Below are 17,115 nucleotides of genomic sequence, written 5' to 3' on the forward strand. Positions count from 1 at the left end.
TACGTGAACTGGTCGCCCGGCGTTACCGCGCCGGCTGGACACGAAAAAGCCGCCCATCGGGCGGCTTTTTCATTGGGAAGGACCGCGAAAACCTTCAGCCGGCGGCGGTCAGGCGAGCCTGCTTGCGCACGATCAGCATCGCCACCTCCAGCGCCTGTTCGTAGTTCAGCCGTGGATCGACGGTTGAATGGTAGGCGCGCTCCAGGTCGGTCTCGGTCAGCTCGCGGGCACCGCCGAGGCATTCCGTCACATCCTCGCCGGTCAACTCCAGGTGCACACCACCCAACCGGGTCCCGGCCGCCGCATGCAGGTCGAACGCCTGCTCGAGCTCGCTGCCGATGTTGTCGAAGCGACGGGTCTTGAACCCGTTGCCCGTGGCTTCGGTATTGCCATGCATCGGATCGCACACCCACAGCACCCTGCGCCCATCCCGCCGCACCGCGTCAAGCAGCGGTGGCAGGCACTCGGCAACCTTGGTGGCCCCCATGCGGTGAATGAAGGTCATCCGTCCCGGCTCGTCCCGGGGATTCAGCACGTCCATGACGCGCAGCAATTGATCGGCCTTCACCGAAGGACCCACCTTGATCGCGATCGGGTTCCGGATCCCGCGGAAGTACTCGACGTGGGCACCTTCGACGTCCGCCGTCCGCATCCCGATCCACGGGAAGTGTGTGCTCAGGTTGAACCAGCCCCAATGGCGCGGCACCTCACGGGTCAGCGACTCCTCGTATGGCAGCAACAGTGCCTCGTGCGAGGTATAGAAGTCGACCCGGTTGAGGTTGTGCACCTCCTCGCCGGACAAGGTTTCCATGAACCTGACCGCATCGCCGATCGCATCCACCATCCGGCCGTACTCGGCGGCCAGCGAGGAGTGGCCGACCCAGCTGAGGTTCCAGTACTCGGGATGGTGCAGGTCGGCGAAGCCGCCATCGATCAGCGCCCTCACGAAGTTCATCGTCATGGCCGAACGCGCATGGCCTTCACCATCCTGCGCGGATCCGGCCGGCGGGCCTCCGGATCGAAGGACGGTCCATTGACCATGTCCCCGCGATAGCTCGGCAGGGTGACGCCGCCGATGGTCTCGGTGTCGGCAGAACGCGGCTTTGCATACTGCCCCGCAAAACGACCCACCCGGACCACCGGCTTCCTGAGCCCGTGCACCAGCACAAGGCTCATCTGCAACAGCACCTTCAGCCGGTTCGAGATGACCTCGGAGGAGCAGGCATCGAAGGTCTCGGCGCAGTCCCCGCCCTGGAGCAGGAAGCACTTGCCTTCCTGTGCGTCGGCGAGCTTCTGCTTGAGCGCAAGGATCTCCCACGAGGTGACCAGCGGCGGGAGATCCCGCAGCTCCGACAGGACGCCCTCCAACTCCGTCTGGTCGGGGTAGGTCGGCAACTGCAACGCAGCCCGGCCGCGCCAGGAGGTGGAACTCCAGCCGCTCGGCAGGTTGACGGGTTGCAGGTGGCGATCACTGGACATTGGCGCGGGCCGAAGATGTTGCGGAACAGCAAACCATCATCCACGCAGGGAGCGTCGACCGCAACGTCCGGCAGGATTGCTTCAGTCTTTCTCAGCTGCGCCGGAAGCCGGCATAGAGCGCCCAGGCGCCCAGCAGCACGAACCACACCAGGCTCCAGGCGGGCATCGACAGGCCCAGGAAGGCCCAGTCGACGTTCGCGCATTCACCCGACCCGGTCATCACCTTGCGCACGACGCCGGAGATCGGCATCGCTTCGAGCATGTAGTCGAGCCCCGGGCCGCAGGCAGGTACTTCGTCGGGTGGCAGGTTCTGCAGCCGCACGTGGTTGCCGGCAATCGCAATGCCGATCACCGATACCAGGCCGGCCAACACGCCATATCCCCGCCGCACGCCCTTCCCGGAAGGTCCGTGCAGCGCCCCCAGCAAGAACACGAGGCCCAAGGCGGCAAACGCGACACGCTGGAAGATACACAGGGGGCACGGCAACAGACCGCCGTAGAACTGCGTGTAGAGCGCATAGGCGAGGAGACCCGCGCAGGCCAGGAAGCCCAGCAGGAAGAACACCCGGAAGTTGCCGCGCTGGGCTTTGATGGTCGTCATGGGCCGACACGATACGAGCTTGCGCGCGCCCTGCCTAGCGGCCAACGCAAAAACCCCGGCTCGCTGGCCGGGGCTTCCACGATCTGTCGCTGACGCGGGAAAGCTCCCGCGCCGCCGGTCTTACTCTGCGGCCGCCTGCGGGCGGTCGACGAGCTCGACGTAGGCCATCGGCGCATTGTCACCCGCGCGGAAACCGCACTTGAGGATGCGCAGGTAGCCACCCGGGCGCTCGCTGTAACGCGGGCCGAGTTCGACGAACAGCGTACCGACGGCTTCCTTGTCCCGCAGGCGGGAAAAGGCGAGGCGGCGGTTGGCGACACCGTCCTTCTTGGCCAGGGTGATCAGCGGCTCCGCAACGCGGCGCAGCTCCTTGGCCTTGGGAAGGGTGGTACGGATCGCTCCGTGCTTGATGAGGGACGCGGCCATGTTGGTGAACATCGCATCGCGATGGGCACTGGTGCGGCTGAATTTGCGTCCGGATTTCTGGTGGCGCATGGTCTTGGTTCCTGAATGTCTGTTCTCGACAGCGGCAAGCCGCTGCTCAGCCCATCATGCCGTGCGAGGCGATTCCCGCGGGCGGCCAGTTTTCGAGCTTCATGCCGAGGGAAAGGCCGCGCTGGGCAAGCACTTCCTTGATCTCGGTGAGCGATTTCTTGCCGAGGTTCGGCGTCTTGAGCAGCTCGACTTCGGTCTTCTGGATCAGATCGCCGACGTAGTAGATGCTCTCGGCCTTGAGGCAGTTGGCCGAACGCACGGTGAGCTCAAGATCGTCGATCGGACGCAGCAGGATCGGGTCGACACCGCTGCTGGCCGGCTTCGCCGCACCGCGGTCACGGTGGGTGAAGTCGCCGAACACCGAGAGCTGGTCGCTGAGGATGTCGGCGGCGGTGCGCACGGCCTCCTCGGCATCAATCGTCCCGTTGGTCTCGATGTCGATGACCAGCTTGTCCAGGTCCGTACGCTGCTCGACGCGTGCCGCTTCGACCGAGTACGCCACGCGGCGGACCGGGCTGAAACTGGCGTCCAGCATGAGGCGACCGATGGTGCGGGTCTCCTCGTCCGGACGGCGACGGGCGGCGGCGGGCTGGTAGCCATAGCCACGCTCGATCTTCAGCCGCATGTCGAGCGCCACGTCCTTGGTCAGGTGGGCGATCACATGCTCGGTGTTGAGGATCTCGACGTTGTGGTCGGTCTTGATGTCAGCCGCGGTCACGATGCCAGGACCCTGCTTGTTCAGCGACAGGGTCGCCGACTCGCCGGTGTGCATGCGGATGGCGACATCCTTGAGGTTGAGCAGGACTTCGAGCACGTCTTCCTGCAGGCCCTCGACCGTGGTGTACTCGTGCAGCACGCCGTCGATCTCGACCTCGGTAATGGCGAAACCCGGGATCGAGGACAGCAGCACACGGCGCAGCGCGTTACCTAGGGTGTGTCCGTAGCCGCGCTCCAGCGGCTCGATCACGACCTTGGCGCGGTTGCCGTTGAGGCGTTCGATCTGGGGACCGCGGGGGCGCAGTACCTGATTGGCGGTAACCGTCATGTTGTGGCGTCTCCTGTGAGCTTCCGGCCGGGGGGCCGGAAGGCTCAAGAACAGATGGATTACTTCGAGTAGAGCTCGATGATCAACGCTTCGTTGATATCGGCCGGCAGGTCGGTGCGGTCCGGCACCGCCTTGAAAACACCGGCGAACTTCTTCGAATCGACCTCGACCCAGGACGGCGACAGGTCCATCTGCTGCGCGACGGTCAGCGACTCCTGGACACGGAGCTGCTTCTGCGCACGTTCGGACAGGGCGACGGCATCGCCGGCCTTGACCTGGTAGGACGGCAGGTTGACCGGCTTGCCGTTGACGGTCACGCCACGATGGGACACCAGCTGGCGCGCGGCCGGGCGGGTGACTGCGAAGCCCATGCGATAGACGACGTTGTCGAGACGCGTTTCCAGCAGCTGCAGGAGGATTTCGCCGGTGTTGCCACGCTTGGCGGCGGCCTTCTTGTAGTAGTTGCGGAACTGGCGCTCCAGCAGGCCGTAGATGCGCTTTACCTTCTGTTTTTCACGCAGCTGGTTGGCGTAGTCGGACAGCTTGCCACGACGGGCGACGGGACCGTGCTGGCCGGGCTTCTGCTCCAGCTTGCACTTCGAATCAAGCGCCCGGGCCGGGGACTTCAGGCCGAGGTCGACGCCTTCACGCCGCGAGAGCTTGCACTTGGGACCAATATAACGAGCCATTATTCTTCAGCTCCTCAGACGCGACGTTTTTTCGGCGGCCGGCATCCGTTGTGCGGGATGGGCGTCACGTCGATGATGTTGATGATCTTGTACCCGACGTTGTTCAACGAACGAACGGCGGATTCCCGACCCGGACCCGGGCCCTTGATGCGCACTTCCAACGACTTGACGCCGTAGTCGAGCGCAGCACGGCCTGCTTTCTCCGCCGCGACCTGCGCAGCGAACGGGGTGGACTTGCGCGAACCGCGGAAACCCGCGCCGCCCGAAGTCGCCCAGGACAGGGCGTTGCCCTGCCGGTCGGTGATCGTGATGATGGTGTTGTTGAACGAAGCGTGGACGTGGGCGATGCCGTCGGTGACGACGCGCTTGATCTTCTTCTTCGTCTTGGCTGCTGCTGGCTTGGCCATGATCTACCCCTTACTTCCTGATGGCCCTGCGCGGACCCTTGCGGGTGCGTGCATTGGTCTTGGTGCGCTGGCCGCGCAGCGGCAGGCCGCGGCGGTGGCGCAGGCCGCGATAGCTACCCAGGTCCATCAGGCGCTTGATCGACATGCCCACTTCGCGGCGCAGGTCGCCCTCCACGATGAACTTGCCGACTTCACCACGCAGGCGCTCGACTTCGGGCTCGGACAGGTCACGGATCTTCGTCGCCGAATCGACACCGGCGGTTTCGCAGATCTGCTTGGAACGGGTACGGCCGATGCCGTAGATACTCTGCAGCCCGACCCAGACGTGCTTCTGGGCAGGCAGGTTGACGCCCGCAATACGCGCCATAACGCGATCTCCAACTGGTTTGGCAGCCGGGCCCTGACAGTCCGGCAAGAGAACACTCGAATAGAGTGAATCGGAAATTATAACAAGGTCTCGGGTTCATAGGAAGCACCGCCGCGCCAAGGGCGCAGCGGTACCACGGCATGGGGAGTGTGCCCATGCTCCGGCGACGGGAATCGGACTGCCGGGACGGAACGGTGTCAGCCGCCTGCCCCGGCACCGCGCGCTACTCTGGCGCGCGGACCGGTCCGGACCCACCCGCGCGCGAGACGCCGCGCGAGTCGCCCTTCTGGGAACCCGGCGCTGTGTCCGGGGTTCCGCGATACTGCATCCGGCCATGTATCGGCCAGCGGTGACCGGACAAACGCCGGTCGATAGAAACGTCAGTCGATCAGGACCGGCCGGGAAGGCCGCCCCTGGATCCCTTCAGGTTCGCCTTCTTCAACAGGCTCTCGTACTGGTGCGACATCAGGTGGGCCTGGATCTGGGATATGAAGTCCATCACCACCACCACCACGATCAGCAGCGAGGTGCCGCCGAAGTAGAACGAAATATTCATCTGGCTGCGCATGATCTCCGGCAGCAGGCAGACAAGCACGAGGTAGGCTGCGCCCGCGGCGGTCAACCGGGTCAACACGCCATCCACGTAGTCGGCGGTGGCCTTGCCCGGGCGGATACCCGGAATCAATGCACCCGACTTCTTGAGGTTGTCGGCGGTCTCCTGCGAATTGAACACCAGAGCCGTGTAGAAGAACGCAAAGCCCGCGATCAGTCCGCCGTAGAGCACCATGTGCAGCGGTTCGCCCGGATTGAGCCACTGGCTCACCCTGAGCATGAAAGACGATGCGTCGCCCTGGCTGAACCACGCAGCGGCCGTCGCCGGGAACATCACGATGCTGGAGGCGAAGATGGCGGGAATCACACCCGACATGTTGAGCTTCAGCGGCAGGAACGAAGACTGGTTCATGTATGCGTTGCGGCCGCCTTGCCGCCGCGCATAGTTCACCGTGATGCGGCGCTGGCCCCGCTCGACGAACACCACGAAGTAGGTCACGGCGAGCACCAGAATGACCACGGCAAGCGCGACCAGCGTATTCATCTCCCCGTTGCGCACCTGCTCGAACATGCCGAGCGCCGCCGAGGGAAGCCCGGCCACGATGCCCGCGAAGATGATCAGGGAAACACCGTTGCCGATGCCGCGCTCGGTCACCTGCTCGCCGAGCCACATCAGAAACATGGTGCCGGCGGTCAAAGAGATCACGGCGGTCAGGATGAAGCCGATGCCGGGGCTGTATACCACCGGGATACCCTGGCTGGCGCCGCCGGCCTGCAGAGCGGTGGCGATTCCCCAGGCTTGGAACACCGCCAGCGGAATGGCGCCGAGGCGCGACCACTGGTTGATCTTGCGCCGGCCGGACTCGCCTTCCTTCTGGATCGCCTTCATGCTCGGCACGATCTGCACGAGCAACTGCATGATGATCGAGGAGGAGATGTAGGGCATCACATTGAGCGCAAACAGGCTGAAACGCTCGAGGGCACCACCAGAGAACATGTTGAACATGTCCACGATGGTGCCTTCCTGCGTTTCCATCAGCCGCAGCATCGCCTCGGGATTGACGCCCGGCACCGGGATGTAGCAACCGATGCGGTAGACGACCAGAGCGCCGAGTACGAACAGCAAGCGTTGGCGGAGCTCGGTGAACTTCCCGAGCCCGCCGCCCATGCCGGCCATTGCGTTGCCGCTTCGCGCCATGCGTGTGTTACTCCCCGACCTGGCCGCCGGCAGCCTCGACAGCGGCCTTGGCACCGGCCGTGGCAAGCACGCCCTTCAGTACAAACTTCTTGGTGAGCTCGCCCTTCGCGACCAGCTTGGCGCGCTTGGCGGTGCTCGGCACGAGCCTGGCCGCACGCAGCGCGGCGAAATCGACCTCACCGGCTTCGAGCTTGTCCAACTGGTACAGCATGACCTCGGCGGTATCGCCGGCGGTCTTGCTGCGGAAGCCGACCTTCGGCAGGCGGATGTGCATCGGCATCTGGCCGCCTTCGAACCCGGCGCGGATCTTGCCTTTGCCAGAACGCGCGAAAGAGCCCTTGTGGCCACGGCCGGCGGTCTTGCCGAGGCCGGAGCCGATGCCGCGACCGACGCGCTTGCGGTCTTCGCGGGCGCCCTCTGCGGGCTTCAGTGTGTTGAGACGCATGGTGTTACTCCTCGACCCGGACCAGGTAATGGACCTTGTTGATCAGGCCACGTACCTGGGGGCTATCCTTCAGTTCGCGCACGCTGTTGACCTTGTTCAGGCCGAGCGCGTGCACCGAGAGGCGATGACGGCCCTGCGTACCACGCAGGCCCTTGACCAGCCGCACCTTCACGGTGCCGCTCTTGTTGTCAGTCGTCTTAGCCATTGATCAGATCCTCGACCTTCTTGCCGCGCTTGGCCGCGATCTTGGCCGGCGAGTGCATTTCGGAAAGTCCGCGCAGGGTGGCGCGAACCAGGTTGATCGGATTACGCGAACCGACCGCCTTGGCCAGCACGTCCTTCACACCCACCGCCTCGAGCACTGCGCGCATCGCGCCGCCGGCGATCACACCGGTACCCTCGGAAGCCGGCTGCATGTACACGCGTGCCGCGCCGTGGCCCGACTTCACCGAATGCCACAGCGTGTTGTTGTTGAGATCGACGGTCTGCATGCTCTTGCGGGCATATTCCATCGACTTCTGGATCGCAACCGGCACTTCGCGCGCCTTGCCGTAACCGAAGCCGACCTTGCCGGCGCCGTCGCCCACCACCGTCAAAGCGGTAAAGGTGAACTGGCGGCCACCCTTGACGGTCTTGCTGACGCGGTTGACCGCGATCAGCTTCTCGATCATTCCGTCGTCCATCTCTTCACGGTTGCGGTCACGCCCCCGCGATTCACGTTCGTTAGCCATGTCTGTTCCTGGATGTGGAAAGGTTTCTTGCGGCTTGGCCGCTTATGGTTGTTGAGTGGATCGGGTGGATCGCGATGCGGGCAATCCCGCACCGCGCCCGGCGCACTCCGCGCCGGCGGATGGAACGGATGGACGGGGCTGGCCCCGCCATCGGCAATCAGAACTGCAAACCGCCTTCGCGGGCCGCGTCGGCAAGCGCCTTGATGCGGCCATGGTAGCGGTAGCCGGAACGGTCGAAGGCGACCTTCTCGATGCCCGCGGCCTTGGCCTTTTCTGCGATCGCCTTGCCCACCTTGACGGCGGCCTCGGCGTTCTTTCCGTTCTTCAGCCCTTCCTTCACGTCCGCCTGGGTGGTGGAAGCGGCCGCAAGGACCTTTGAGCCGTCGGCGGTGAAGACCTGCGCATACAGGTGCTGGCCCGTACGGAGCACGGACAGGCGCGGCACGCCGAGCACCCGGATGTGCGAACGGGTCGATTTGGCGCGGCGCAGGCGAGCGATGTTCTTGTTCATTGTCTGGTCCTCGAAAGCTGAAAGCCGGGTTAGGCCTTCTTGGCTTCCTTGCGAATGATGGTCTCGCCGGCGTACTTCACACCCTTGCCCTTGTACGGCTCCGGTGGGCGGAACGCGCGGATCTTGGCGGCGACTTCGCCGACGCGCTGCTTGTCGGCACCGGCCACGACCACTTCGGTCTGGGTCGGGGTGCTGATGGTGATCCCCTCGGGCGCCTTGAACAGCACCGGATGGGAAAAGCCCAGCGACAGGTTCAGGTCCTTGCCCTGCATGGCGGCACGGTAACCGACGCCGACCAGCTCGAGCTTGCGCTCGAAGCCTTCGGACACGCCGTGCACCATGTTGGCGACGATCGCACGCAGGGTACCCGTCAGCGCAACGCGCTCGGGATCGTTGGTCGAGAGCAGCGCCTGGCCGTCCTCGATGTTGATTTCGATGTCGGCCGGCTTGGCGATCGACAGGGTGCCCTTCGGCCCCTTGACGGTCACGTTCTCGGGCTGGACGTTCAGTTCGACACCCTTTGCAAGGGTGATCGGCCTCTTGGCAACTCGGGACATGATCGTTACTCCCTTAGGCCACGAAGCACAGGACTTCACCGCCGACGCCCTGCTGGCGCGCCTGCGCATCGGTCATGATGCCCTTGGAGGTGGAAATGATGGAGACACCCAGGCCCCCGAGGACCTTGGGCAGCTCGTCCTTGCCGCGGTACTGGCGCAAGCCGGAGCGCGAATAGCGCTTGAGCTGCTCGATGACGGGCTTGCCTTCGTAGTACTTCAGCTCGATCTCGAGCTCGTTCTTGCCGGGCCCGGCTTCGGTGACGCGCGAACCGAGGATGTAGCCCTCGTCCTGCAGCACCTTGGCGATGGCGACCTTCACCTTGGAAGACGGCATCTTTACCGACGGCTTGCCGACCGCGGCCGCATTGCGGATGCGGACGAACATGTCGGCGATGGGATCAGTCATGCTCATGTGTAGTTACCTGATGAGTGCACCGATATCCGCTGGATTGCGAATTTCAGTTGTGACGCCGCCTCCGGAGGAAGGCGGCGCTTGAAGCTAGCCGGCTAATATAGCAGATCCGAAGACCCGCCATGCAAGCCGTTACCAGCTGGCCTTGCGCAGGCCCGGCACGTCGCCGCGCATGGTGGCTTCACGCAGCTTGTTGCGGCCCAGGCCGAACTTCTGATAGACGCCACGCGAACGGCCGGTGATCGCACAGCGGTTGCGCTGGCGGGAAGGCGAGGAATCACGCGGCAGCTTCTGCAGCTTGATGACCGCTTCTTCCTTCTCTTCGTAGGACGACTTCGGGCTGGAGATGATCTTCTTCAGCTCCTCGCGCTTGGCCGCATACTTCGCGGCCAGCTTGGCCCGCTTCAGATCGCGGTTGACCATCGAGGTCTTAGCCATGGTTGGATCCTTGGATTAGTTGCGGAACGGGAAGCGGAAGGCTTCCAGCAGGGCGCGTGCTTCGGCGTCGGTCTTCGCGGTCGTGGTGATCGCGATGTCCATGCCGCGGACGGCATCGACCTGGTCGAAGTCGATCTCCGGGAAGATGATCTGCTCCTTCACGCCCATGTTGAAGTTGCCACGACCGTCGAAGGACTTGCCGGACACGCCGCGGAAGTCGCGCACGCGCGGCAGCGACACGTTGACCAGACGATCGAGGAACTCGAACATCCGGGCGCGGCGCAGCGTGACCTTGCAGCCGATCGGCCAGCCGTCGCGGATCTTGAACGAGGCCACGGAGACGCGGCTCTTGGTCACGATCGGCTTCTGGCCGGAGATGCGCGCCATGTCGGCCACGGCATTCTCGAGGATCTTCTTGTTGGTCGCAGCCTCGCCCACACCCATGTTCAGGGTGATCTTGGTGATGCGCGGCACTTCCATCGGGTTCTTGTAACCGAACTTCTCGGTCAGCGACGGAATGACTTCTTCCTGGTAGAACTTTTCAAGCCGGGTGGTCATTTCAACATTCCTCAGGCGTCAACCGCCTCACCGCTGGAGCGGAACACACGCAGTTTGCGTCCATCCTCCAGCACCTTGATGCCAACGCGCTCGCCCTTGCCCGAAGCCGGGTTGAAGAGCATGACGTTGGAGATATGGATCGGCGCCTCGCGCTCGATCACGCCGCCCGGCTGGCCAGCCTGCGGGTTCGGCTTGGTGTGGCGCTTGATGATGTTGACGTTGGACACGACGACCTTGTCGCCTGCCACGCGCACCACATCACCCTTCTTGCCCTTGTCCTTGCCGGCGGTGACGACCACCTGGTCGCCCTTCTTGATACGGTTCATGTCAATTCCTCCGCTCAGAGCACTTCAGGAGCGAGCGAGACGATCTTCATGAACTTCTCGGAACGCAGTTCACGGGTCACCGGCCCGAAGATACGGGTACCGATCGGCTCATGCTTGTTGTTCAGCAGCACGGCGGCATTGCCGTCGAAACGGATCAGCGAACCGTCGGGACGACGGACACCCTTGCGGGTCCGCACCACAACGGCGTCGTAGACGTCGCCCTTCTTGACCTTGCCGCGCGGGATGGCGTCCTTGACGGTCACCTTGATGATGTCGCCAATGTGCGCATAACGGCGCTTGGAGCCGCCGAGCACCTTGATGCACATCACTTCCTTCGCCCCGGAGTTGTCGGCCACGCCGAGGTAGCTTTGCATCTGGATCATGGTTCAGCCTCCTCGTTATTCGGCCGCGCGGCTGACGATCTCAACCACGCTCCAGTTCTTGGTCTTGGACATCGGTGCAATCTCCTTCACCCGCACCACGTCGCCTTCGTTGCAGGCGTTGTCGGCGTCGTGGGCGTGGAGCTTGCTCGAACGGCGGATGTACTTGCCATACAGCGCGTGCTTGACCTGGCGTTCAACCAGCACGGTGACGGTCTTGTCCATCTTGTTGCTGACCACGCGTCCTTCGACCGTGCGCAGCGCCTTCTCTGTATTGTTGTCGGTCATGGCGGGTCCTTACTTCTTCTCGCCCAGCAAGGTGTTGACGCGAGCGATCTCGCGGCGCACCCGGCGGGCCTCGTGGGTCTTGGCGAGCTGGCCGGTGGCCTTCTGCATGCGGAGCGCGAAGCTCTCCTTGTGCAGCTCGGTCAGGTGGGCCTGAAGCTCGTCAGCCGACTTGTCACGCATTTGCTTGAGTTCCATCAGCGCACCGTCCGGGTAACGAATTGGGTGGTGACCGAGAGCTTCGCCGCGGCGAGACGGAACGCTTCACGCGCCACGTCCTCACCCACGCCTTCGATCTCGTAGATCATGCGGCCGGGCTGGATCTGGGCGACCCAGTACTCCACGTTGCCCTTACCGGAGCCCATTCGGACTTCGATCGGCTTCTTGGTGATCGGCTTGTCCGGGAACACGCGGATCCACATCTTTCCGCCGCGCTTGACGTAGCGGCTGATCGAGCGGCGGGCCGCCTCGATCTGGCGCGCGGTGATCTGGCCGTGCGCGGTCGCCTTCAGGCCGTACTCGCCGAAGCTGACGGCATTGCCGTTCCAGGCCAGGCCGTCATTGCGGCCCTTGTGTACCTTGCGGTACTTGGTTCGCTTGGGTTGCAACATGGTCAGTTACCTCGATTCGCGCGGCGGGCGGGGCGAGCGGTCGCGACGGTCGCCGCGGTCACCGCGGTCGCTGCGCGGACTGTCGTCCTGCTTTTCCTGGCCGACCTGGGAGAAGTCGAAGATCTCGCCCCGGTAGACCCATACCTTGATGCCGATGATGCCGTACGTCGTCTTGGCTTCGGCGAAGCCGTAGTCGATGTCGGCGCGCAGCGTGTGCAGCGGCACGCGACCTTCGCGATACCACTCCGAACGTGCGATCTCGGCGCCGTTGAGCCGGCCACCAACGTTGACCTTGATGCCCAGCGCACCCAGGCGCATCGCGTTGCCCACCGCGCGCTTCATCGCGCGGCGGAACATGATGCGACGCTCGAGCTGCTGCGCGATCGACTCGGCAACGAGCTGCGCGTCGAGTTCGGGCTTGCGGACCTCGGTCACGTTGATGTGCGCGGGAACGCCCATCATGTCGCTGACTTCCTTGCGCAGCTTGTCGATGTCCTCGCCGCGCTTGCCGATCACCACGCCCGGGCGGGCGGTGTGGATCGTGACGCGCGCGTTGTTGGCGGGACGCTCGATGAAGATCTTCGAGATACCGGCCTGCGCGAGCTTCTTGCGCAGCATGTCCCGGACCTTCAGGTCGGCGATCAGGTATTCGGCGTACTGCTTCTTGCCGGCGAACCACTTGGAGTTCCAGTCCTTGGAGATGCCAAGGCGGATGCCGGTCGGATGAACTTTATGACCCATGAGTTACTTCCCCTCGCCGACGACGACGGTGATATGGCTGGTGCGCTTGAGGATGCGGGTACCGCGTCCCTTCGCACGGGCCATGAAACGCTTCAGCGTCGGGCCCTCGTCGACCATGATGGTCTTGACCTTGAGCTCGTCGATGTCGGCGCCCTGGTTGTTCTCCGCGTTGGCGATGGCGGACTCGACGACCTTGCGGATCATCGCGGCAGCCTTCTTGTCGGAGAACTTCAGCAGGTTGACGGCCCGCTCGGCAGTCAGCCCACGGACCTGGTCGGCGACCAGGCGGGCCTTCTGCGGGGAGATGCGCGCTGTGCGCAGGATTGCTTTCGCTTCCATGGTCATCTCCTTATCGGCTCTTCTTGTCGGCCACGTGACCCTTGAAGGTACGGGTCAGGGCGAACTCGCCGAGCTTGTGGCCAACCATGTTCTCGTTGACCAGCACGGGGATGTGGTTGCGACCGTTATGCACGGCGATGGTGTAACCCACCATCTCCGGCAGAACCATCGAGCGACGCGACCAGGTCTTGATCGGCTTCTTGTTGTTGGCCGCAGCCTCCACCTTCTTGATGAGATGGTGGTCGACGAACGGGCCCTTCTTGAGTGAACGTGCCATGGCCGATTAGCTCCTACGATCGCGCACGATGAACTGCTGGGTGCGCTTGTTCTTGCGGGTCTTGTAACCCTTGGTCGGGACGCCCCACGGGGTGACCGGATGCGGGTTGCCCTGGCCGGCCTTGGCCTCACCACCACCGTGCGGGTGGTCGACGGGGTTCATGGCCGCACCGCGGACGGTCGGGCGAACGCCGCGCCAACGCTTGGCGCCGGCCTTGCCCAGCTTCTCCAAGTTGTGCTCGACGTTGCCGACTTCCCCGATGGTGGCGCGGCACTCGACCGGCACCTTGCGCATTTCGCCCGAACGCAGGCGAAGCGTGGCGTAGCCCTGTTCGCGAGCGACCAGCTGGACGCCGGCGCCGGCGGCACGCGCCAGCTGGGCGCCCTTGCCGGGCTTCATCTCGATGCAGTGCACGGTGGAGCCGACCGGGATGTTGCTCAGCGGCAGGGTATTGCCCGAGCGGATCGGGGCGTCACGCCCGGCAATCACCTGGTCGCCGGCCTTCAGGCCCTTGGGGGCGATGATGTAGCGGCGCTCGCCATCGACGTAGCACAGCAGGGCGATGTGGGCGGTGCGGTTGGGATCGTATTCGATCCGCTCCACGCGCGCCGGGATACCTTCCTTGTTGCGCTTGAAATCGATGATGCGGTAGTGCTGCTTGTGGCCACCACCGATGTGGCGGGTGGTGATCCGCCCGTGGTGGTTGCGGCCGCCGGTCTTGCTCTTCTTCTCGAGGAGCGGAGCGTGCGGCGCACCCTTGTGCAGGTCCGGGGTCACCACGCGGACCGCGCTGCGGCGACCGGGGGATGTGGGCTTGAATGTCATCAATGGCATGGGTCGATCCTCAGGCCTTGGCCATCACGTCGATCGACTGGCCTTCGGCCAGCTTCACGTACGCCTTGCGCCAGTCGGGACGGCGGCCCATGCGGAACTTGAAGGCCTTGGACTTGCCCTTCACGTTCACCACGTTGACCGCCTCGACCTTGACGTCGAACAGCTTTTCCACGGCGACCTTGATGTCGGCCTTGGTAGCAGTCGTCGCCACTTCGAAGACGTATTGGTTGGAGACTTCCTGCAGGCGCGCGGTCTTCTCGGACACACGCGGCGCACGGATCACGTTGTAGAGCTTGGCGTCGTTCATGCCAGCCACTCCTCGATCTTCTTGACCGCATCGGCCGTGACCACGACCGAGTCGGCGCCTACCAGCGCGACCGGATCCAGGCCCTGCACGTCACGGACTTCCACATACGGCAGGTTGCGCGCCGAGAGATACAGGTTCTCGGTGGCGTCCTCGGTAACCAGCAGCGGACGACGACCCACGCCGAGGTCCTTGAGCATGGTGATCATGCCCTTGGTCTTCGGGGAATCGATGGCCAGCGACTCGACCACCTTGATGCGGCCCTGGCGGTTGAGCTCCGACAGGATCGCGGCGATCGCGGCGCGGTACATCTTGCGGTTGACCTTCTGCGCGAAGCTGCGCGGCTTGGCTGCGAAGGTGACGCCACCGCCGATGAAGATCGGAGCCGTCAACGCGCCATGACGCGCGCCGCCGCCCTTCTGCTTCTTCGACTTCTTGGTCGTGCCGGCCACTTCCGAACGGGTCTTCTGCGCCTTGGTGCCAGCGCGACCGGCATTGCGGTAGGCAACGACGACCTGGTGGACCAGGTCTTCGCTGAACTCGCGGCCGAAGATCTCGTCGGAAACCGACACGGTCTTGGTGCTGTTATTGATGGCAAGTTCCATCGTCATACTCCCTTGCTCGTCGGGCGGACGATCACGTCACCACCCGGCGCGCCCGGCACCGCGCCACGAATGGCGATGAGGCCGCGTTCGGCGTCCACCTTCACCACTTCAAGGCCCTGGGTGCTCTGCTGGACCGAACCCATGTGACCGGACATCTTCTTGCCCGGAAACACGCGGCCCGGGGTCTGGCGCTGGCCGATGGAGCCCGGCGCACGGTGCGACAACGAGTTACCGTGCGTCGCGTCGCCCATCTTGAAGTTCCAGCGCTTGATGGTGCCCTGGAAGCCCTTGCCCTTGGTGACGCCCTGGACGTCGACGATCTGCCCGACCTCGAAGATGTCGGCCTTGATCTCGCCGCCGACACTGAAGTCGCCGATCTTGTCGTCGGCCACGCGCAGTTCCCACAGCCCGCGCCCGGCGTCGACCTTGGCCTTGGCCAGGTGGCCGGCTTCGGGCTTGTTCACCAACGCCGCGCGACGCACGCCGACGGTGACCTGCACCGCGCTGTAGCCATCGCTGTCGGTGGTCTTGATCTGGGTGATCCGGTTCGGGGTCGCTTCGATCAGCGTCACCGGGACGGACTTGCCGTCTTCGGTGAAGAACCGGCTCATGCCGGCCTTGCGACCGACGATGCCCAACGAATATTTCTTCGCCGTCATGGTCTGTGCCTCAGGTCAGCTTGATCTGGACGTCGACGCCAGCCGCGAGCTCAAGCTTCATCAGAGCGTCCACGGTCTTGTCGTTCGGGTCGACGATGTCGAGCACGCGCTTGTGCGTGCGGGTCTCGTACTGGTCGCGCGCGTCCTTGTCGACGTGCGGCGAGGTCAGAATGGTGTAGCGCTCGATCTTGGTCGGCAGCGGGATCGGGCCACGCACTTGCGCGCCGGTCCGCTTGGCTGTCTCGACGATCTCGCTGGCCGAGCGGTCGATCAGACGATGATCGTACGCCTTCAGCCGAATCCGGATCTTTTGGTCCGCCATGACGGTGTTCCTTGGTTAAAAGAGCGACGGGCCGGCGACTGGTTGCGCCGAACCCCGAAAAATGACACTGGCCGACGCTATGCCGGCCATCCTTCAAAAACTAAGGCAGGCCGGTTTCCCGGCCCGCCCAGACGGTTCATGCAAGCACATGGGGCCGCCCTGCCCGGAGGACCTCCGGAACCAGGCGGCACCATGCGACATTTCCCTGTCTGGCGAATACGAGGTGCATCCTGCTCCTCATTTCGCTGGCTCGTGGCGCCCGCCGATAAGGCGGGGCCACAGTGGTCGCGCATTCTAACGGGTTTTCTGGGCAGTGTGCAACCGGTGCGACTGCCGCCCCGCCAGGGTCCTACTTGATGATCTTCGCCACGACGCCGGCGCCGACGGTGCGGCCACCCTCGCGGATGGCGAAGCGCAGGCCGTCATCCATCGCGATCGGGTTGATCAGCTGCACCTTCATCTTCACGTTGTCGCCCGGCATCACCATCTCGGTGCCTTCCGGCAGCTCCACCGCACCGGTGATGTCGGTGGTGCGGAAGTAGAACTGCGGACGGTAGCCCTTGAAGAACGGGGTGTGGCGGCCGCCCTCGTCCTTGCTCAGCACGTACACCTCGGCTTCGAAGTCGGTGTGCGGGGTGATCGAGGCCGGCTTGGCCAGCACCTGGCCACGCTCCACGTCGTCACGCTTGGTGCCGCGCAGCAGCAGGCCGGCGTTGTCGCCCGCCTGGCCCTGGTCCAGCAGCTTGCGGAACATCTCCACGCCGGTCACCGTCGTCTTGGTGGTCGGACGGATACCGACGATCTCGATTTCGTCGCCCACCTTGATGATGCCGCGCTCGATGCGGCCGGTCACCACGGTGCCGCGGCCCGAGATCGAGAACACGTCTTCCACCGGCATCAGGAACGGCTTGTCGATCGCACGCTCCGGCTCCGGGATCCAGCTGTCC

Annotated in this window: 29 protein-coding genes and 1 pseudogene; all 30 read right to left on the reverse strand. The window is 64.3% G+C overall.

Annotated elements, in window-relative coordinates; genetic code table 11:
* Window positions 1-94: 94 nt before the first annotated feature.
* Window positions 95-1,479 (reverse strand): annotated as a pseudogene (locus tag B5D37_RS12955) (class II 3-deoxy-7-phosphoheptulonate synthase).
* Between the two features lie 91 nt (window positions 1,480-1,570).
* A complete protein-coding gene (locus tag B5D37_RS12960) occupies window positions 1,571-2,071 on the reverse strand; it encodes a disulfide bond formation protein B (protein ID WP_200809255.1) in 501 nt (166 codons plus the stop codon).
* Between the two features lie 129 nt (window positions 2,072-2,200).
* The gene (gene rplQ / locus B5D37_RS12965) at window positions 2,201-2,575 is read right to left on the reverse strand and encodes a 50S ribosomal protein L17 (protein ID WP_078759161.1); all 375 of its coding nucleotides are present in this window, start codon (window positions 2,573-2,575) and stop codon (window positions 2,201-2,203) included.
* Between the two features lie 46 nt (window positions 2,576-2,621).
* Window positions 2,622-3,620, reverse strand: a complete 999-nt coding sequence (locus B5D37_RS12970; protein WP_078759162.1) for a DNA-directed RNA polymerase subunit alpha — start codon at window positions 3,618-3,620, stop codon at window positions 2,622-2,624.
* A gap of 59 nt (window positions 3,621-3,679) precedes the next feature.
* On the reverse strand, window positions 3,680-4,309 hold the full coding sequence (gene rpsD / locus B5D37_RS12975; protein ID WP_078759163.1) for a 30S ribosomal protein S4: 630 nt from the start codon (window positions 4,307-4,309) through the stop codon (window positions 3,680-3,682).
* A 14-nt stretch (window positions 4,310-4,323) separates the two neighbouring features.
* Complete coding sequence (gene rpsK, locus B5D37_RS12980; RefSeq protein ID WP_031373814.1) at window positions 4,324-4,716, reverse strand: 30S ribosomal protein S11; 393 nt, start codon at window positions 4,714-4,716, stop codon at window positions 4,324-4,326.
* A 10-nt stretch (window positions 4,717-4,726) separates the two neighbouring features.
* Entirely contained in the window at window positions 4,727-5,083 is a 357-nt protein-coding gene (gene rpsM, locus B5D37_RS12985) for a 30S ribosomal protein S13 (RefSeq protein ID WP_078759164.1), read from the reverse strand.
* A gap of 388 nt (window positions 5,084-5,471) precedes the next feature.
* Window positions 5,472-6,833 (reverse strand): preprotein translocase subunit SecY, encoded by a 1,362-nt coding sequence (gene secY, locus B5D37_RS12990; RefSeq protein WP_078759165.1) that lies wholly within the window; start codon window positions 6,831-6,833, stop codon window positions 5,472-5,474.
* A gap of 7 nt (window positions 6,834-6,840) precedes the next feature.
* Window positions 6,841-7,278, reverse strand: a complete 438-nt coding sequence (gene rplO, locus B5D37_RS12995; RefSeq protein ID WP_078759166.1) for a 50S ribosomal protein L15 — start codon at window positions 7,276-7,278, stop codon at window positions 6,841-6,843.
* Between the two features lie 4 nt (window positions 7,279-7,282).
* Window positions 7,283-7,483 carry a 50S ribosomal protein L30 gene (gene rpmD / locus B5D37_RS13000; protein WP_078759167.1) on the reverse strand — a complete coding sequence of 67 codons (201 nt, stop codon included), beginning with the start codon at window positions 7,481-7,483 and terminating at the stop codon, window positions 7,283-7,285.
* Window positions 7,476-8,009, reverse strand: coding sequence for a 30S ribosomal protein S5 (rpsE, locus tag B5D37_RS13005; protein WP_078759168.1), 534 nt, complete (start codon window positions 8,007-8,009; stop codon window positions 7,476-7,478). The genes rpmD and rpsE overlap by 8 nt, the downstream gene beginning before the upstream one ends.
* Window positions 8,010-8,166: 157 nt before the next feature.
* Window positions 8,167-8,520, reverse strand: coding sequence for a 50S ribosomal protein L18 (rplR, locus tag B5D37_RS13010; RefSeq protein WP_078759169.1), 354 nt, complete (start codon window positions 8,518-8,520; stop codon window positions 8,167-8,169).
* A gap of 29 nt (window positions 8,521-8,549) precedes the next feature.
* Entirely contained in the window at window positions 8,550-9,077 is a 528-nt protein-coding gene (gene rplF, locus B5D37_RS13015; RefSeq protein ID WP_078759170.1) for a 50S ribosomal protein L6, read from the reverse strand.
* Between the two features lie 13 nt (window positions 9,078-9,090).
* Window positions 9,091-9,489, reverse strand: coding sequence for a 30S ribosomal protein S8 (rpsH, locus tag B5D37_RS13020; RefSeq protein ID WP_078759171.1), 399 nt, complete (start codon window positions 9,487-9,489; stop codon window positions 9,091-9,093).
* Window positions 9,490-9,621: 132 nt separating this feature from the next.
* The gene (rpsN, locus tag B5D37_RS13025) at window positions 9,622-9,927 is read right to left on the reverse strand and encodes a 30S ribosomal protein S14 (RefSeq protein WP_078759172.1); all 306 of its coding nucleotides are present in this window, start codon (window positions 9,925-9,927) and stop codon (window positions 9,622-9,624) included.
* Between the two features lie 15 nt (window positions 9,928-9,942).
* Entirely contained in the window at window positions 9,943-10,485 is a 543-nt protein-coding gene (rplE, locus tag B5D37_RS13030; protein ID WP_078759173.1) for a 50S ribosomal protein L5, read from the reverse strand.
* Between the two features lie 11 nt (window positions 10,486-10,496).
* Window positions 10,497-10,811 (reverse strand): 50S ribosomal protein L24, encoded by a 315-nt coding sequence (gene rplX, locus B5D37_RS13035; RefSeq protein ID WP_078759174.1) that lies wholly within the window; start codon window positions 10,809-10,811, stop codon window positions 10,497-10,499.
* Between the two features lie 14 nt (window positions 10,812-10,825).
* On the reverse strand, window positions 10,826-11,194 hold the full coding sequence (rplN, locus tag B5D37_RS13040; RefSeq protein WP_031373826.1) for a 50S ribosomal protein L14: 369 nt from the start codon (window positions 11,192-11,194) through the stop codon (window positions 10,826-10,828).
* A 15-nt stretch (window positions 11,195-11,209) separates the two neighbouring features.
* Window positions 11,210-11,479, reverse strand: a complete 270-nt coding sequence (gene rpsQ / locus B5D37_RS13045) for a 30S ribosomal protein S17 (protein ID WP_078759175.1) — start codon at window positions 11,477-11,479, stop codon at window positions 11,210-11,212.
* A gap of 9 nt (window positions 11,480-11,488) precedes the next feature.
* The gene (gene rpmC / locus B5D37_RS13050) at window positions 11,489-11,674 is read right to left on the reverse strand and encodes a 50S ribosomal protein L29 (protein ID WP_078759176.1); all 186 of its coding nucleotides are present in this window, start codon (window positions 11,672-11,674) and stop codon (window positions 11,489-11,491) included.
* Entirely contained in the window at window positions 11,674-12,087 is a 414-nt protein-coding gene (rplP, locus tag B5D37_RS13055) for a 50S ribosomal protein L16 (protein WP_078759177.1), read from the reverse strand. Before rplP ends, rpmC begins: the two co-directional genes overlap by 1 nt.
* A 6-nt stretch (window positions 12,088-12,093) precedes the next feature.
* The gene (gene rpsC, locus B5D37_RS13060; RefSeq protein ID WP_078759178.1) at window positions 12,094-12,828 is read right to left on the reverse strand and encodes a 30S ribosomal protein S3; all 735 of its coding nucleotides are present in this window, start codon (window positions 12,826-12,828) and stop codon (window positions 12,094-12,096) included.
* A gap of 3 nt (window positions 12,829-12,831) precedes the next feature.
* Window positions 12,832-13,167 carry a 50S ribosomal protein L22 gene (rplV, locus tag B5D37_RS13065; protein WP_078759189.1) on the reverse strand — a complete coding sequence of 112 codons (336 nt, stop codon included), beginning with the start codon at window positions 13,165-13,167 and terminating at the stop codon, window positions 12,832-12,834.
* Window positions 13,168-13,177: 10 nt separating this feature from the next.
* Window positions 13,178-13,444, reverse strand: coding sequence for a 30S ribosomal protein S19 (gene rpsS / locus B5D37_RS13070; protein WP_078759179.1), 267 nt, complete (start codon window positions 13,442-13,444; stop codon window positions 13,178-13,180).
* A 6-nt stretch (window positions 13,445-13,450) separates the two neighbouring features.
* The gene (gene rplB, locus B5D37_RS13075; protein ID WP_078759180.1) at window positions 13,451-14,278 is read right to left on the reverse strand and encodes a 50S ribosomal protein L2; all 828 of its coding nucleotides are present in this window, start codon (window positions 14,276-14,278) and stop codon (window positions 13,451-13,453) included.
* 10 nt (window positions 14,279-14,288) lie between these two features.
* A complete protein-coding gene (gene rplW, locus B5D37_RS13080) occupies window positions 14,289-14,585 on the reverse strand; it encodes a 50S ribosomal protein L23 (RefSeq protein WP_078759181.1) in 297 nt (98 codons plus the stop codon).
* Window positions 14,582-15,187, reverse strand: a complete 606-nt coding sequence (rplD, locus tag B5D37_RS13085) for a 50S ribosomal protein L4 (protein WP_078759182.1) — start codon at window positions 15,185-15,187, stop codon at window positions 14,582-14,584. Before rplD ends, rplW begins: the two co-directional genes overlap by 4 nt.
* A 2-nt stretch (window positions 15,188-15,189) precedes the next feature.
* A complete protein-coding gene (gene rplC, locus B5D37_RS13090; RefSeq protein WP_078759183.1) occupies window positions 15,190-15,846 on the reverse strand; it encodes a 50S ribosomal protein L3 in 657 nt (218 codons plus the stop codon).
* 10 nt (window positions 15,847-15,856) lie between these two features.
* On the reverse strand, window positions 15,857-16,168 hold the full coding sequence (gene rpsJ / locus B5D37_RS13095) for a 30S ribosomal protein S10 (protein ID WP_036212661.1): 312 nt from the start codon (window positions 16,166-16,168) through the stop codon (window positions 15,857-15,859).
* A gap of 349 nt (window positions 16,169-16,517) precedes the next feature.
* Window positions 16,518-17,115, reverse strand: a 598-nt coding sequence (locus B5D37_RS13100) for an EF-Tu C-terminal domain-related protein (protein ID WP_268776113.1), incomplete at its 5' end; no start/stop codon positions are given.

It is taken from the genome of Lysobacter spongiicola DSM 21749, from assembly GCF_900167055.1.
GTDB classification, from domain to species: domain Bacteria; phylum Pseudomonadota; class Gammaproteobacteria; order Xanthomonadales; family Xanthomonadaceae; genus Novilysobacter; species Novilysobacter spongiicola.

Bases quoted from the DNA above. Each gene is read 5' to 3' on its own strand.
- rplB (WP_078759180.1), bottom strand. From the start codon at position 14,278: ATGCCATTGATGACATTCAAGCCCACATCCCCCGGTCGCCGCAGCGCG.
- rpsC (WP_078759178.1), bottom strand. From the start codon at position 12,828: ATGGGTCATAAAGTTCATCCGACCGGCATCCGCCTTGGCATCTCCAAG.
- rplX (WP_078759174.1), bottom strand. From the start codon at position 10,811: ATGAACCGTATCAAGAAGGGCGACCAGGTGGTCGTCACCGCCGGCAAG.
- rpsE (WP_078759168.1), bottom strand. From the start codon at position 8,009: ATGGCTAACGAACGTGAATCGCGGGGGCGTGACCGCAACCGTGAAGAG.
- rplF (WP_078759170.1), bottom strand. From the start codon at position 9,077: ATGTCCCGAGTTGCCAAGAGGCCGATCACCCTTGCAAAGGGTGTCGAA.
- rplD (WP_078759182.1), bottom strand. From the start codon at position 15,187: ATGGAACTTGCCATCAATAACAGCACCAAGACCGTGTCGGTTTCCGAC.
- rplP (WP_078759177.1), bottom strand. From the start codon at position 12,087: ATGTTGCAACCCAAGCGAACCAAGTACCGCAAGGTACACAAGGGCCGC.
- rplC (WP_078759183.1), bottom strand. From the start codon at position 15,846: ATGACGGCGAAGAAATATTCGTTGGGCATCGTCGGTCGCAAGGCCGGC.
- rpsH (WP_078759171.1), bottom strand. From the start codon at position 9,489: ATGAGCATGACTGATCCCATCGCCGACATGTTCGTCCGCATCCGCAAT.
- rpsS (WP_078759179.1), bottom strand. From the start codon at position 13,444: ATGGCACGTTCACTCAAGAAGGGCCCGTTCGTCGACCACCATCTCATC.
- secY (WP_078759165.1), bottom strand. From the start codon at position 6,833: ATGGCGCGAAGCGGCAACGCAATGGCCGGCATGGGCGGCGGGCTCGGG.
- rpsQ (WP_078759175.1), bottom strand. From the start codon at position 11,479: ATGACCGACAACAATACAGAGAAGGCGCTGCGCACGGTCGAAGGACGC.
- rplV (WP_078759189.1), bottom strand. From the start codon at position 13,167: ATGGAAGCGAAAGCAATCCTGCGCACAGCGCGCATCTCCCCGCAGAAG.
- rplR (WP_078759169.1), bottom strand. From the start codon at position 8,520: ATGAACAAGAACATCGCTCGCCTGCGCCGCGCCAAATCGACCCGTTCG.
- rplO (WP_078759166.1), bottom strand. From the start codon at position 7,278: ATGCGTCTCAACACACTGAAGCCCGCAGAGGGCGCCCGCGAAGACCGC.
- B5D37_RS12970 (WP_078759162.1), bottom strand. From the start codon at position 3,620: ATGACGGTTACCGCCAATCAGGTACTGCGCCCCCGCGGTCCCCAGATC.
- rpsJ (WP_036212661.1), bottom strand. From the start codon at position 16,168: ATGGCGGACCAAAAGATCCGGATTCGGCTGAAGGCGTACGATCATCGT.
- rpsK (WP_031373814.1), bottom strand. From the start codon at position 4,716: ATGGCCAAGCCAGCAGCAGCCAAGACGAAGAAGAAGATCAAGCGCGTC.
- rplQ (WP_078759161.1), bottom strand. From the start codon at position 2,575: ATGCGCCACCAGAAATCCGGACGCAAATTCAGCCGCACCAGTGCCCAT.
- rpmD (WP_078759167.1), bottom strand. From the start codon at position 7,483: ATGGCTAAGACGACTGACAACAAGAGCGGCACCGTGAAGGTGCGGCTG.
- rpsN (WP_078759172.1), bottom strand. From the start codon at position 9,927: ATGGCTAAGACCTCGATGGTCAACCGCGATCTGAAGCGGGCCAAGCTG.
- rpmC (WP_078759176.1), bottom strand. From the start codon at position 11,674: ATGGAACTCAAGCAAATGCGTGACAAGTCGGCTGACGAGCTTCAGGCC.
- rpsD (WP_078759163.1), bottom strand. From the start codon at position 4,309: ATGGCTCGTTATATTGGTCCCAAGTGCAAGCTCTCGCGGCGTGAAGGC.
- rplE (WP_078759173.1), bottom strand. From the start codon at position 10,485: ATGACCACCCGGCTTGAAAAGTTCTACCAGGAAGAAGTCATTCCGTCG.
- rplW (WP_078759181.1), bottom strand. From the start codon at position 14,585: ATGAACGACGCCAAGCTCTACAACGTGATCCGTGCGCCGCGTGTGTCC.
- rplN (WP_031373826.1), bottom strand. From the start codon at position 11,194: ATGATCCAGATGCAAAGCTACCTCGGCGTGGCCGACAACTCCGGGGCG.
- rpsM (WP_078759164.1), bottom strand. From the start codon at position 5,083: ATGGCGCGTATTGCGGGCGTCAACCTGCCTGCCCAGAAGCACGTCTGG.